We start from the raw sequence: 12,784 nt of genomic DNA, 5'->3' as shown, positions 1-12,784 counted from the left end.
GCGCGCCGGAGCGCGCGTGGGCCGGTTGTCGCGGAGGTCCGGGTGGGCCTCCGCCCTGGTGCCGTGCGGATGTCCGGACTCCGTGCGGCGCGGGAAGCACCTTGCGGAGACCGCCGAACACCTGTGTCCCGTCACCGGAACGGCACGTGCACGCGAAGTCAATCTGTGAGGTCACAGACTGCGGGCTTGAGTGTACGCCGACACGGGACCGGGCTTCGACTCGGCGGGCGGTTGTGCACAACCGCGGAGCCGAACGGTCGCTGCTGGTGCGTTGTCCACAGCCCGCGAACCCGCCCCTTCCGCCCCGCCACCGCTCACACCAGCCTGGTGCCATGTCCCCCATCGCCCGCCGCCCCGCTCCGCCTGCCTGGATCGCGCCGGCCTGCGCCCTGGTCCTCGCGACCTGGCTGCCGCTGCCCGCACCGGCCAAGGCGGTCCCGTCGGCCCCGTCGGCGCAGTCGGGACCGCCGCCCGCCGCGTCCCCACCTCGGTTCGGCTGGCCGCTGCCGGGGACCCCGACCGTGGCGCGTCCCTTCGAGCGCCCGGCCAGCACCTACGCGCCGGGGCACCGCGGAGTCGACCTGACCGCGAGTCCGGGCGGCGACGTGCTCGCCTCGGGCGAGGGATTCGTCGTGTTCGCCGGGCCGGTCGGGGGCCGGGGCGTCGTGTCGATCGATCACGACGGCGGCCTGCGAACGACCTACGAGCCTCTCCGGTGGGAGGTACGCGCCGGACAGCGGGTCCACCGCGGGGAGGTCATCGGGACCGTCGAGCCGGGACACGCACCCTGCCCGGCCGAAGCGTGCTTGCACTGGGGTGTCCGGCGGGGTCCGGACTACCTCGACCCGCTACGGCTCGTCGCGACGGACTCCGCGCTGCGGCTCAAGCCGTGGGACGCCCGGAGTCCACCGAACGCGCGAACGAGGTCAGGAGCTCGCGTTCTCGACAAGCTTCGCGCGCAGCCGCAGGACGGCCCTCGTGTGCAGCTGGCTGACCCGTGACTCGGTCACCCCCAGCACCTTGCCGATCTCGGCCAGGGTCAGGTTCTCGAAGTAGTACAGGCTCACCACGATGCGGTCGCGTTCGGTGAGCTGGGCGATGGCCTCGGCCAGCTGCTTGCGGTTGTCCTCGTCGACGAGGACGGCCGCGGGGTCGACGGCACCGTCGTCGGGCAGTGTCTCCGCCGGTGACCCCACCCCGCTGTCCTTGTTCGGCCCGACGAGGTCGTCGAGAGCGACCACACTCGTGAGCCGCAGCTGACCGTAGAGGTCACGCAGCTCGCGCAGGCCGATGCCCAGCTCGGCCGCCACCTCTGCATCCGTCGGAGTGCGCCGCAGGCGGGCTCCCAGCCGTTCGTGGGCGCGCTCGACCTCGCGGGCCCTGCTGCGCACCACCCGTGGAACCCAGTCCTGCGAGCGCAGGTCGTCGAGAATGGCGCCGCGAATGCGCTGCATCGCATACGTCTCGAACCGCAACCCGCGGCTCACGTCGAACTTCTCGATGGCGTCGACCAGTCCGAAGATCCCGGACTGGATGAGGTCGGCGACGTCGACGTGGGTGGGCAGCCCGGTGCCGACGCGCCCCGCGACGTACTTCACGAGTGGTGCGTAGTGCAGCACGAGCCGATCGCGGACTCGCTGGCTCGGCGACCGGGAGAACTCCCGCCACAGGGCCTCGATGGTCGACTCGACAACGCCATCGGGTTCGGGACGGTCCGTATTGTCCTGACTCTCCGTGCTGTCCACACCGTCCGCACCGGGCGTCCCGTCGGCGTCGGCCGGGACGGCGGTGTCAGCAGCGCCGGAAGGGGTGGCCGGGCGGCCGGTCCCGGCCCGTGCGGCGCTGGTGCCGTCGGCGGTGGGTGCGCTCACGGCCTGCCCGCCTCGTCGCCCGCCCTGCGGCGGCGCGGGTGCGTCGGCCTCCGCTGTCGCGGCCTCATTGGGCACGGGGGTGGGTCTGGTCATGGATCGCCTTCAGCCGCTCGACTGTCACGTGAGTGTAGAGCTGCGTGGTGGCCAGCGTAGCGTGACCGAGCAGTTCCTGAACGCTGCGAAGGTCGGCTCCGCCCTCGAGGAGATGGGTCGCCGCGGAGTGCCGGAGACCGTGCGGCCCCATGTCGGCGGCACCCGGCACGGACGCCACGGCGGCATGCACCACCCGGCGTGCCGTGCGGGGGTCGACTCGCCGTCCACGCACGCCCAGGAAGATCGCGGCGCCGGAGTCTGCGGTGGCCAGGCTGGCGCGGCCATGCCGAAGCCACGTGCGGAGAGCGCGTTCCGCGGGCAGTCCGAACGGCACCATGCGTTGTTTCCTCCCCTTTCCCAGAACGCGGACGACCCGTCGGTCGAAGTCGACGTCCTCAACGTCCAGTCCGCACAGTTCCGAGATTCGCACACCTGTCGCGTACAGCAACTCGATCAGAGCGTGATCACGCAGCGCGACAGGATGCCCTTCCTCGGCTCCGGTGGCGCTGACGCGCATGAGCTGCTCGGCCTCGTCGGTCCGCAGTACTCCGGGCAGCGTGCGATGCGGACGCGGCGCGGCGAGTCGAACTCCCGGGTCGGACTCCAGCAGTCCCCGACGGTGGGCCCACGCCGAGAACGTCCTGGCCGACGCCGCCCTGCGGGCCAGCGTCGTCCGGCTCCGGCCCTCGTCGCGCTGGCGGGCGAGCCAGGCCCGCAGCACACCGATGTCGAGGCAGGCGAGACCGTCAGCGTGTTCGGGCGAGTCGGAAACGCCGTCCTGCGGTTCCACTCCGGTCACACCATGCACGAACGCCAGAAGTGACACGACGTCACCGACGTAGGCACGCACGGTGTGCGCCGACAGGCCACGCTCGTCGCGCAGGTGGTCCTCGTAGTCGGCCACGATCCGGCCCGCCGCACGCGGCAGTGTGGCACGCAGGCGTGCCACGCCGACGGCAGTACCACGACGCCGAGGACCCCTAGTCGTCATGTCATGACGCTGCGCTGTCACCCCCCGTACAGTCAAGCTTCGCCACACCTACCCGGCAGAACGTGATCGTCATCGCGCGCGACCAGCTCCGTCGTTGCCCGCACGCCGCCACCCGGCCTCGCCTCGCCGCGCCAGGCCGTCGAGTTCGAGCACGGGCAGCAGTCCACGCACGCGTGTGAGGGCGATGCCGGAGTTCGTGGCCACCTCGTCCGCCGAGCGGCCGCCGCGGGTCGGGAGCGCCTCGAAGACCCGCAGGGACTCGGCATCGAGCCCGTCGGTCTGCCTGCGCGGTTCCTCCCGCTTCCGGGTGAGGCCGGTGCCGACCCGGCCGACGGTCTCCAGCACGTCGGCGGCCGAGGTGACCAGCGTCGCCTGGGACTCGCGGACGAGGTGGTGGCAGCCCACCGACAACGCCGAGCCCACCGGGCCGGGCACGGCCATGACCACCTTGCCCAGCAGCCCCGCCGTGGTGGCCGTGTTCCTTGCGCCGCTGCGGCGCCCCGCCTCGACCACGACCGTGCCCGCGGTGAGCGCGGCGATCAGCCGGTTGCGGACGAGAAACCGGTGGCGGGCAGGCTGAGTGCCCGGCGGGTACTCCGAGACCACGGCTCCCCGCGTTGCCACCCGGTTGAGCAGGCCGACGTGGCCGGCCGGATATCCGGCGTCGAGGCCGCATCCCAGCACCGCCACGGTGGTCCCGCTCGCCGCGAGTGCGCCCCGGTGACCGGCTCCGTCGATGCCGTACGCGGCGCCGGACACGACGGTCGTGCCCGCCTCGGCGAGTTCGTAGGCGAACTCGGCGGCCGTGGTCTCGCCGTAGTCGGTCGCGGCCCGCGCGCCGACGATCGCGGCGGCGCTCGTCAGCGCGTCGTCCAGCGGCGCCGGACCGCGCACCCACAACGCGATGGGCGGTGCCATCCCCGGGATTCCCCGCCCTGCCGCGACCTCGAGCGAGAGCAGCGGCCACGCGGGCCACTCGTCGTCCTCCGGAGTGAGCAGCCTCGCTCCCTGTTCCGCCGCGTCGTCGAGGTCCCGCCGTGCGCGGTCGACCTCCCTGCGGGCGGCGGTCTCCGTGGCCACCGCGTCGGGCACGGCCCCGCGCCGTACCCGCGCCGCCGCCTCGACAGGACCGAGTTCGTCGACCAGCCGGGACACCGCCGGTGCGGGAGGTTCCGCCACCCGGAGCAGGTAGGCGCGGGCCAGACGCTGCGCGGTCGCGGTCATGCCGCCCTCCGATCCCGGAAGTCGAGCGCCGCGGCCACGTGGTCGCCGTCGGGCCGGTCGGCCCCGGCCAGGTCGGCCAGCGTCCACGCGACCCGCAGACAGCGATCGGCGCCTCGCGCGGTCAGCGCACCGCGCCGCAGGCCCTGTTCGACCACGGTGGTGCTGGAACTGGGCAGGGCGAACTCGCGCCACAGCGCCGGGCCGGGCACCGCCGAGTTGGTCCGCCAGCCGTGCCGGGACCAGCGGTCGGCGGCACGCCGCCGAGCGGCGACGACCCGCTGCCGCACACACGTGGTGTCCTCGGGACGGGCACCGTCGTCGGTCCGCATCACGGTCACCGGCCGCATCCGCACCCGCAGATCGACGCGATCCAGCAGGGGTCCCGACAGGCGGCTCAGATACCGCCGTCGCGCCGACGGCGTACACGTGCAGTCGGTGTCACGGGGTGGCGCACACGGGCAGGTGTTGCTGGCCAGCACGAGCTGGAAGGCCGCGGGGTAGCGCACCACACCCCGGATCCGGGCCAGCCGGATCTCGCCCTCTTCGAGCACCGTCCGCAGCGATTCGAGCCGCTCGGCCCCGTACTCCGCCGCCTCGTCGAGGAACAGGACTCCCCGGTGGGCCTTGCTGACGGCTCCGGGTGCCGCGAGCCCACTGCCACCTCCCACGAGTGCTCCCCGCGAGATGGAGTGGTGCGGCGCGACGAACGGCGGGACCGTGGCCAGCGGGGCCGAGCGGCTCAACGACCCGTCCACCGACCGGATCGCGGCCACCTCCAGTGCCTCGTCGGCCGACAGCGGTGGCAGCAACCCCGGCAGCCGGGTGGCGAGCATGGTCTTTCCGATGCCGGGCGGTCCGGTGAGCAGCACGTGGTGCCCGCCCGCGGCGGCGACCTCCAGCGCCCACCGCGCTTCCGGCTGCCCGACCACGTCGGCGAGATCGGGCGCCGAACCCGCCACGACCGGCTGGACCGGGCCCGGCTCGCAGAGCGGCGCCTCGTCCCGCAGCCAGGCCACGACGTCGGCCAGCGTGGGCGCCCCGTGGACCTCGACGCCGTCCACGAGTGCCGCCTCCGTGACCGAGTCGACCGGCACGAGTGCCCGCCGGTATCCGAGCCGCCGCGCCGCCAGGAGCGCGGGCAGAATTCCGGCCACCGCACGGAGCCTGCCGTCCAGCGCCAGCTCACCGAGCAGCACGGTGCCCGCGAGCCGGTCCGAGGGCACGGCCGCCGCGGCGGCGAGGACCGCCACCGCGATCCCCAGGTCGTAGGAGGACCCGACCTTGGGCAGGTCGGCGGGCGACAACCCCAGCGTGACGTTGGTGTCGGGCCACGACTGACCGCTGTTGCGGACGGCGGCACGAACCCGGTCCTTGGCCTCGCGCAGGCCGGGGTCGGGCAGACCGACCAGCTTCGTGCCGGGCATCCCGGCGCCGATGTCGGCCTCGATCTCCACCAGGCGCCCCTCGAGACCGAGCAGGGCGACGGAGTAGCTGCGCGCGAGCGCCATCTAGAACGCCCCCACCACGTGTCGCAGCCGGGGTGGGCCTCCCGGTGGATGGTCGATGGCGATCACGTCGAACCGCATCGGGCACCACGCCACCCGGCGGGCCGCCAGCCAGCGCAGCGCCAGCCCGCGAATCCGGTTGCGCTTGTCCCGGGTCACAGCCTCCGCGGGGCTGCCGTATCCACGCCCCGACCGGGTCTTGACCTCACACACGATGAGCGTGCGGCCGTCGGTGGCCAGGACGTCCAGCTCGCCCTCCCGGCAGCGCCAGTTGCGTTCCAGGACGATCAGGCCCTGGCGACGCAGGTACACACCGGCGAGGTCCTCTCCCCTCCGGCCGAGCGCGGCCGGAGTCCCCGGCCGGTCCGGAGCCCGTGACGTTCCGATTCCCGCGCCTGCGGAGCGCATGACGCCTCACCCCCGATGGTCGTTCCCGCTGATGCGTCTTCACGCTGCCAGCACGAACATCGGGGCGGCCAGGTCACACTCGCGGACCTGTGGACAACCGGCCTCCTGTGGACAACCCGGGTGAGCCGTTGGACAGACCGGCTCCCGTGTGCTCAGCCGCCGAACGGCCCTTCCTCGGGGAGCCGGAGTTCCGGCTTGTCGAGCTCCTCCACGTTGACGTCCTTGAACGTGATCACCCGGACGTTCTTCACGAACCGGGCAGGCCGGTACATGTCCCACACCCAGGCGTCGGACATCCGCACCTCGAAATACACGTCACCGCCACCGTCCCGCACCTGCACGTCCACCGCGTTGGCCAGGTAGAAGCGGCGCTCCGTCTCCACGACGTACGAGAACTGACCGACGATGTCGCGGTACTCCCGGTACAGCGACAGCTCCATCTCGGTCTCGTACTTCTCGAGATCCTCTGCGCTCATGAAACCCGAGCCCCTCCTCGCGCGCCTTCCCACCGGTCGTCGGCAGAAGACCCATTCTCGCTCACCACCGCCGCGTCGGCACCCGCCGCGTCGAACTCCGGCGTCTGGGTACCACCCACTACGCCGCTCTGCAACGCGGCAGCGGTGAGCAGCACCCGCCTCGGCGGCCGGATCCCCCGGGCGATCGCCGCCGCCGCGACGTTCGCGAACGACCACCGGTGCGCCTCGCACGGACCGTGCTCGCTCAGCGCCGCGCCGTGCTCGGCAGTGCTGTAGCCCTTGTGTACGTCGAAGCCGTACCCGGGGTGCTCGCCGTGCAGCGCGGCCATGATGCGATCCCTGGTGACCTTCGCGAGCACCGACGCCGCCGCGACGCACGCCACCGCTCGATCGCCCTTGACCACCGGCATGCTCGGCGAGGGCAGCCCCGGCACCCGGAACCCGTCGATCAGTACGTAGCCGGGCCTGCGCGCGAGTCCCGCGACCGCGCGCCGCATGCCCTCGATATTGGTGACGTGAATACCCTTCGTGTCGATCTCGGCAGGCGGTATCACGACGATCGCGTAGTCGACAGCGCGGCGCACCACCTGCTCGTACACGCGGTCGCGGGCCAGCGCGGTGAGCAACTTCGAGTCGGTGAGTTCCGCCAGCCGAGGGCCGTCGGCGGGGCGCAGCACGCAGGACGCGACGACGAGCGGTCCCGCGCAGGCACCCCTGCCCGCCTCGTCGACCCCGGCCACGGGTCCGAGCCCGCGCCGGTCCAGTGCGGATTGCAACGCCCACGACGTGTCGCCACGGATGACGGCGCGGGGTGGGCGGAGCACGCTCACGCTGTGCGCGGTCACTGCCCTATCGCCCCCGTTCGACCAGCCTCACGACCATTCGCCGGGTACCCGCTCCGGCCCTGCGGCCCACGACCAGCGTGGGCCATGCCGCGAGCAGTCCGGCGGCCAACGGCACTCCCTGTTGCCAGGACGGCGCGTCCAGCGCCCTGCTCGCCGCGGCCTCCTGCGGGTCGTGGTCGCTCACGACACCCCAGCGGGACGGCGGCAGCACGATGAGCCGGGCCTTGCCGATGATGTTGTCCACCGGAACGGCGCCCCGCTCGCCGCCCCCGCCCTGATAACGGGAGTCGGAGGAGTTGTTGCGGTTGTCGCCCATCACCCAGACCGTCCCCTCGGGAACGGTGACCGGACCGAACTCGCGCTGCTCGCTGTCGCTGCTCTGCCAGTGGATGTAGGGCTCGTCGAGCGGCTGCCCGTCCACGAGCACGCGATTGCGGTCGTCACAGCACTCGACCGTCTGCCCGCCCGTGGCGATGATGCGCTTGACGAAGTCCCGCTCGTCGGGCGGCGCGAGCCCGAACGCCGACCCGACGTTCTGGAAGAACCCGGCGATCGGGTTGGACGACTCCGACGGCGGGTCGTCCTCCACCCAGGCGTCGGGCCCCCGGAACACCACGACGTCGCCCGGAGCGGGGTCCGCGAAGTGGTAGGTGACCTTGTCGACCAGGATGCGGTCGGGCGTGCAGCCGGGACAACCGTGCAGCGTCTCTTCCATCGAGCCCGACGGGATCATGTAGACCCGCGCGACGAACTGCTGGATCAGAAACGCCAGCACCAGCGCGACGACGATCAGAATCGGCAGCTCTTTCCAGAAGGAACGCTGCTTCTTGTGGCCGCCCTTGCCCTGCTCCCCCTGCCCCTCCGCGTCGTGCGAATCGGCAGCGTTCTGCCCGGCAGGCGGCGGACCGCCCGACTCGGAGGAGTGCGAGACGGCGTCCGAGGACGCCGTCGACTCCGTCCTGTCGTCGGGTCGATCCGGCTCGTCTTCCGCGGCGTTCGAGGGCACTGACTCCACCACGTCGTCAGATTACGGTAGCCGGACGACTACTCAGGAGGCAGAGGGGGTTTCCCGGCGCTCCTTGATCTTCGCGGCCTTGCCCCGCAGATCACGCAGGTAGTAGAGCTTCGCGCGCCGCACGTCGCCACGCTTGGCGACCTCCAGCTTCGCGATGTTCGGCGTGTGCACCGGGAAGGTGCGCTCCACGCCGACACCGAAGGAGACCTTGCGCACGGTGAACGTCTCGCGCACGCCGCCGCCCTGACGGCGGATGACCACGCCCTCGAACACCTGGTTGCGCTCGCGGTTTCCCTCGATGACGCGGACGTGAACCTTGAGCGTGTCGCCCGGGCGGAAGTAGGGGATGTCGGAACGCAGCGACTGAGCGTCCAACGCGTCCAGGGTGTTCATCGGTGTCCGTCCTCGTCCTTGTCTGGCAATGTGGCTTCACAATCCGGGCACGCGCCAGCCGCTGACAGCGGGCGGCCCAGGAGCTTCGGCGCGTGAACCGGTCGCGCCAACCTCGCAAGTATGGCAGACGGGCCCCGCCGTCAGTCACCGGCCTCCCGGCGAAGGTCGTCGAGCACCGCGCGATCGCGCGCGTCGAGGTCGTCGGCGGCCAGCCGTTCGAGCAGGTCGGGCCTGCGGTGGAACGTGCGGGCCAGTGCCTCGTCGCGCCGGTGGCGTTCGATGAGCGCGTGGTTGCCCGAGCGCAGTACCGAGGGCACCGCCAGCTCACGCCACACCTCGGGGCGGGTGTAGCTGGGCCCCTCGAGCAGTCCCTCGGAGAAGGAGTCCTGCTCGGCCGAGACCGGGTTCCCGAGCACGCCGGGAAGCAACCGCACGACGGCCTCCGCGATGACGAGCACCGCGGCCTCGCCCCCGACGAGCACGTAGTCGCCGATCGACACCTCGTCGACGGGCATCCGCCGGGCCGCGTCGGTCAGCACCCGCTGGTCGATGCCCTCGTACCGGCCGCACGCGAACACGAGATGCTCCTGTTCGGCGTACTCGTGCGCCAGCCGCTGGGTGAACGGGCGGCCGGCCGGGGTGGGCACGATCAGCCGGGTGCGCTCGCCGCACACGTCGTCCAGGGCGTCGCCCCACACCTGCGGCTTCATCACCATGCCGGGGCCGCCGCCGTAGGGCGCGTCGTCGACGGCGCGGTGGACGTCGTGGGTCCAGTCCCTGAGGTCGTGTACGCCGAGTTCGAGCAGCCCACGGTCGAGTGCCCGGCCCAGCAACGCGGCACGCAGCGGTTCCAGGTACTCGGGAAAGATCGTCACGACGTCGATGCGCAACGGCCGCGAATCCGGCCGCGTCACCTGATCGTCCTCCATCGGTCGGCTCCCACCTCAGCCGTCGAGCAGGCCGTCGGGCGGGTCGAGCACGACCCTGCCCCCGGCGATCTCCACCCGGGGCACGATCGCCGCCACGAACGGCACCAGGACCTCACGCTCGGAGCCGGGCTCACCGACGAGCACCGAGAGCAGTTCGCCACCGGGTGAGTGCAGGACCTCCCGAACCGTGCCGACGGGAGTGCCGTCGGTCAGCTCGACGCGCAGCCCCTCGAGTTCGTGGTCGTAGAACTCGTCGGGATCGTCGATCGGCGGCAGGTCGGCGGTGTCGACCAGAAGGGTGAGGCCACGCACCTCCTCGGCGGCCGTGCGGTCACCGACCTCGGTGAACCGCACGAGCAGCCGACCACCGTGCGGGCGGACGGACGCCACCGTGAGCGACCGCGTGGCACCGTCCCGGGCGCGGCCGACGAGCACCGCGCCCGGGACGAAACGTTCTTCGGGGGAGTCGGTCCGCACGTCCACGGTGAGTTCACCGCGGACGCCGTGCGGCTTCGCGACCCGGCCCACGACGACCTGCACGCCAGGGCTCTTCCGTGCGCTAGCGGTCGGTGTCGATGACGTCCACCCGGACGCCCCGACCACCGACCGACCCCATCACGGTGCGCAGCGCGGTGGCCGTACGACCGCCGCGACCGATCACCTTGCCCAGGTCGTCGGGGTGGACGTGGACCTCCAGCGTCCTCCCCCGCCTCGTGGTGATCAACTCGACCTGCACCTCGTCGGGATTGTCGACGATGCCGCGCACCAGGTGTTCGAGCGAGTCGGCGAGGAAGCTCACGCCTCGTCGGCCTTCTTCTCGTCACCGGACTGGGTGCCCTCGGCCGCCTCGGAGCTCTCGGGCTTGTCGGCCTTGTCCGCCTTGTCGGCCTTCTTGCCGCCGCCCCGCTTCTTGGGCGTGGTGGCCTCGACGGAGGGCTCCTGGTTGGCGGCGGCCAGCGCGGCGTTGAAGAGGTCCTGCTTGGAGGGCTTGGCCTCCGGCTCCTTGAGCGAGCCCTCGGTGCCCGGCAGGCCCTTGAACTTCTGCCAGTCGCCGGTGATCTCCAGGATGCGCTGCACGGGCTCGGTGGGCTGCGCGCCGACCTTCAGCCAGTACTGCGCGCGCTCGGAGTCCACCTCGATGAAGCTCGGCTCGTGCTTCGGGTGGTACTTGCCGATGTTCTCGATGGCCCTGCCGTCACGACGGGTGCGGGCGTCCGCGACCACGATGCGGTAGTAGGGCGCGCGGATCTTGCCGAGGCGCTGCAGCTTGATCTTGACAGCCACGGGTGTGGGTACTCCTGTCGTCTTCTCGTACTCGGGTCGGGACACGATCCGAGTGGGGAGCCGGATCCAGGTGCCCGCAGGTAGGTGGTCGCTCCGGCACGGTGAGAGGGCCCGGACCGGAGCGGGCAAGCCACCATTTTGCCAGATCGGACGAACTCAGTCCGTGCCGGGGAGCGTCAACGCGCCGTCCACGCGCCGGGGCACCGGAGCCGGGCCGTCCCGCAGCTCGGCGGGCAGCACCGACTCGGGGGCGTCCTGCCAGGCGAGGGGCCGCAGGAAGCGGCGGATCGCGGTGGCACCGACGGAGGTGTGGACGGCGTTGGTCGACGGCCACGGGCCGCCGTGGTGCTGGGCCCACGACACCGCCACCCCGGTGGGATAGCCGTCGAACACGAGCCTGCCCGACAGCCGCTGCAACCGGGTCAGCAGCTCCCCGCGACGGGCCGCCTCCCCGGCCGCGAGATGCACCGTGGCGGTCAGTGACGGCTCCAGTCCGGCCAGCGCGTCGATCAGCTGATCGTCCTGGGCGTCGCCGCCGTAACGCACCACCACGACGACGGGGCCGAAGCACTCGCGGGTCAGGGCCCCGGTCAGTTCGGCGCCGCTCGTGAGGTCCACGGACAGCACGCGGGGCCGCACGCCGTAGCCGTCGCCGTCGTAGGGCTCACCGGTCGCGACGGTGGTCACGCCCGGCTCGGCCGTGAGCGCGGCGCCGAGTTCGTCGTAGGCGTCCCGGATGCCCTCGTTGAGCAGCACCGGAGCGCTCGCCGCACCCACGGCGCCCGCGAGCGCGGCGACGAGACGGTCGCCGTCGGCGGTCGCCGGGACGAACGCGAGGCCGGGCTTGGTACAGAACTGCCCCGCCCCGAGCAGCACGGACGACGCGAGCCCGGTGCCGATGTCCTCGGCGCGGTCACGGGCGGCGTCGGCCGTGACGACGAGTGGGTTAATCCCACTCAGTTCTCCGTAGAACGGGATCGGGTCGGGCCGGGAGTTGACCAGCTCAAGCAGGGCACGGCCACCGTGCAGCGAACCGGTGAATCCGACGGCGGTCACGGCCGGATGCCGCACCAGCCGGGCCCCGGCCTCGCGCCCGTACACCACCGTCACGGTGCCCTCGGGCGCGTCGCACGCGGAGGCCGCCGCCGCCAGTGCCTGCCCGCACAGCCGCGACGTCCGCGGATGCGACTCGTGGGCCTTCACCACCACGGGACAGCCCGCGGCGAGCGCGGCGGCCGTGTCGCCACCGGGCACGGAGAACGCGAGCGGGAAGTTGCTCGCGCCGAACACCGCGACGGGCCCGAGCGGGACGAGCATGCGCCGCAGGTCGGGCCTCGGCCCCATCGGGGTGGGCCCCGCGTGGTCGATCGCCGCCTCCAGATAGCCGCCGTCGGTGACGACGTCGGCGAAGAACCGGAGCTGGTAGCAGGTACGGGTGAGTTCGCCGTTGAGCCGGGCGGCGCCGAGCGCGGTCTCGGCGTCCGCCGTGGCGACGATGTCGTCGCGCCGCGTGTCCAGCTCGTCGGCCATACCGCGCAGCAGTCCCGCCCGCCAGGCGCGGTCGCGCTCGGCGAGCTCGTGGAAGGCCGTGGTGGCGCGGGCACAGGCGGCGTCGACGTCAGCGGCCGTGCTCGGCGGGATCGGGGCCCCGCTCGTTCGAGCCGTGGCCGGATCGACGCTGGGGATCGGTGGGGTCATGGTTTCCTTTCACGTGTACGGCTGACGAGTAGGGACACCGAGGGCGCGGTAG

At 72.3% G+C, this 12,784-nt stretch carries 15 protein-coding genes; 1 reads left to right on the top strand and 14 read right to left on the bottom strand.

Annotated elements, in window-relative coordinates:
- The first annotated feature begins 332 nt into the window (after window positions 1-332).
- Complete coding sequence (locus FFT09_RS16730; RefSeq protein WP_138383292.1) at window positions 333-1,001, top strand: M23 family metallopeptidase; 669 nt, start codon at window positions 333-335, stop codon at window positions 999-1,001.
- On the opposite strand, the gene FFT09_RS16725 is transcribed toward FFT09_RS16730, so the two are convergent.
- The 14 genes from FFT09_RS16725 to FFT09_RS16660 all read right to left on the bottom strand — a co-directional run bounded on the left by FFT09_RS16725 (window position 927) and on the right by FFT09_RS16660 (window position 12,732).
- Complete coding sequence (locus tag FFT09_RS16725) at window positions 927-1,964, bottom strand: FliA/WhiG family RNA polymerase sigma factor (protein ID WP_138383291.1); 1,038 nt, start codon at window positions 1,962-1,964, stop codon at window positions 927-929. The genes FFT09_RS16730 and FFT09_RS16725 overlap by 75 nt on opposite strands.
- Window positions 1,936-2,913: a tyrosine recombinase XerC gene (locus tag FFT09_RS16720; RefSeq protein ID WP_081194507.1), complete on the bottom strand. Its 978-nt coding sequence runs from the start codon at window positions 2,911-2,913 to the stop codon at window positions 1,936-1,938. Before FFT09_RS16720 ends, FFT09_RS16725 begins: the two co-directional genes overlap by 29 nt.
- Window positions 2,914-3,024: 111 nt before the next feature.
- Window positions 3,025-4,179 carry a DNA-processing protein DprA gene (gene dprA, locus FFT09_RS16715; RefSeq protein WP_081194505.1) on the bottom strand — a complete coding sequence of 385 codons (1,155 nt, stop codon included), beginning with the start codon at window positions 4,177-4,179 and terminating at the stop codon, window positions 3,025-3,027.
- The gene (locus tag FFT09_RS16710; protein ID WP_138383289.1) at window positions 4,176-5,687 is read right to left on the bottom strand and encodes a YifB family Mg chelatase-like AAA ATPase; all 1,512 of its coding nucleotides are present in this window, start codon (window positions 5,685-5,687) and stop codon (window positions 4,176-4,178) included. Before FFT09_RS16710 ends, dprA begins: the two co-directional genes overlap by 4 nt.
- Window positions 5,688-6,092: a YraN family protein gene (locus tag FFT09_RS16705; protein WP_081194501.1), complete on the bottom strand. Its 405-nt coding sequence runs from the start codon at window positions 6,090-6,092 to the stop codon at window positions 5,688-5,690.
- 152 nt (window positions 6,093-6,244) lie between these two features.
- Entirely contained in the window at window positions 6,245-6,568 is a 324-nt protein-coding gene (locus tag FFT09_RS16700) for a DUF2469 domain-containing protein (RefSeq protein WP_024876184.1), read from the bottom strand.
- Entirely contained in the window at window positions 6,565-7,413 is an 849-nt protein-coding gene (locus FFT09_RS16695) for a ribonuclease HII (protein WP_024876185.1), read from the bottom strand. The genes FFT09_RS16700 and FFT09_RS16695 overlap by 4 nt, the downstream gene beginning before the upstream one ends.
- Before the next feature lie 4 nt (window positions 7,414-7,417).
- A complete protein-coding gene (gene lepB, locus FFT09_RS16690) occupies window positions 7,418-8,431 on the bottom strand; it encodes a signal peptidase I (RefSeq protein WP_425273065.1) in 1,014 nt (337 codons plus the stop codon).
- Window positions 8,432-8,461: 30 nt separating this feature from the next.
- Window positions 8,462-8,821 carry a 50S ribosomal protein L19 gene (gene rplS / locus FFT09_RS16685; RefSeq protein WP_024876187.1) on the bottom strand — a complete coding sequence of 120 codons (360 nt, stop codon included), beginning with the start codon at window positions 8,819-8,821 and terminating at the stop codon, window positions 8,462-8,464.
- Window positions 8,822-8,961: 140 nt separating this feature from the next.
- Complete coding sequence (gene trmD / locus FFT09_RS16680; RefSeq protein WP_208544460.1) at window positions 8,962-9,711, bottom strand: tRNA (guanosine(37)-N1)-methyltransferase TrmD; 750 nt, start codon at window positions 9,709-9,711, stop codon at window positions 8,962-8,964.
- A 54-nt stretch (window positions 9,712-9,765) separates the two neighbouring features.
- Complete coding sequence (gene rimM, locus FFT09_RS16675; protein WP_024876189.1) at window positions 9,766-10,290, bottom strand: ribosome maturation factor RimM; 525 nt, start codon at window positions 10,288-10,290, stop codon at window positions 9,766-9,768.
- A gap of 19 nt (window positions 10,291-10,309) precedes the next feature.
- Complete coding sequence (locus tag FFT09_RS16670; RefSeq protein ID WP_024876190.1) at window positions 10,310-10,549, bottom strand: RNA-binding protein; 240 nt, start codon at window positions 10,547-10,549, stop codon at window positions 10,310-10,312.
- Window positions 10,546-11,034, bottom strand: coding sequence for a 30S ribosomal protein S16 (gene rpsP / locus FFT09_RS16665; protein WP_081194495.1), 489 nt, complete (start codon window positions 11,032-11,034; stop codon window positions 10,546-10,548). The genes FFT09_RS16670 and rpsP overlap by 4 nt, the downstream gene beginning before the upstream one ends.
- 156 nt (window positions 11,035-11,190) lie before the next feature.
- Window positions 11,191-12,732 carry an aldehyde dehydrogenase (NADP(+)) gene (locus tag FFT09_RS16660; RefSeq protein WP_138383288.1) on the bottom strand — a complete coding sequence of 514 codons (1,542 nt, stop codon included), beginning with the start codon at window positions 12,730-12,732 and terminating at the stop codon, window positions 11,191-11,193.
- Between the last annotated feature and the right edge of the window lie 52 nt (window positions 12,733-12,784).

Origin of the sequence: Saccharomonospora piscinae, from assembly GCF_005862235.1 — a bacterium.
Taxonomy (GTDB): Bacteria; Actinomycetota; Actinomycetes; order Mycobacteriales; family Pseudonocardiaceae; genus Saccharomonospora; species Saccharomonospora piscinae.
The sequence above is the reverse complement of the archived record's forward strand: the minus strand, read 5'-3'. Positions and strand labels throughout refer to the sequence as shown.

What these genes read in the sequence shown, in the direction of transcription:
- FFT09_RS16660 (WP_138383288.1), bottom strand. Translation starts at nt 12,732, where the DNA reads ATGACCCCACCGATCCCCAGCGTCGATCCGGCCACGGCTCGAACGAGC.
- FFT09_RS16700 (WP_024876184.1), bottom strand. Translation starts at nt 6,568, where the DNA reads ATGAGCGCAGAGGATCTCGAGAAGTACGAGACCGAGATGGAGCTGTCG.
- dprA (WP_081194505.1), bottom strand. Translation starts at nt 4,179, where the DNA reads ATGACCGCGACCGCGCAGCGTCTGGCCCGCGCCTACCTGCTCCGGGTG.
- FFT09_RS16710 (WP_138383289.1), bottom strand. Translation starts at nt 5,687, where the DNA reads ATGGCGCTCGCGCGCAGCTACTCCGTCGCCCTGCTCGGTCTCGAGGGG.
- rplS (WP_024876187.1), bottom strand. Translation starts at nt 8,821, where the DNA reads ATGAACACCCTGGACGCGTTGGACGCTCAGTCGCTGCGTTCCGACATC.
- FFT09_RS16730 (WP_138383292.1), top strand. Translation starts at nt 333, where the DNA reads ATGTCCCCCATCGCCCGCCGCCCCGCTCCGCCTGCCTGGATCGCGCCG.
- FFT09_RS16725 (WP_138383291.1), bottom strand. Translation starts at nt 1,964, where the DNA reads ATGACCAGACCCACCCCCGTGCCCAATGAGGCCGCGACAGCGGAGGCC.
- FFT09_RS16705 (WP_081194501.1), bottom strand. Translation starts at nt 6,092, where the DNA reads ATGCGCTCCGCAGGCGCGGGAATCGGAACGTCACGGGCTCCGGACCGG.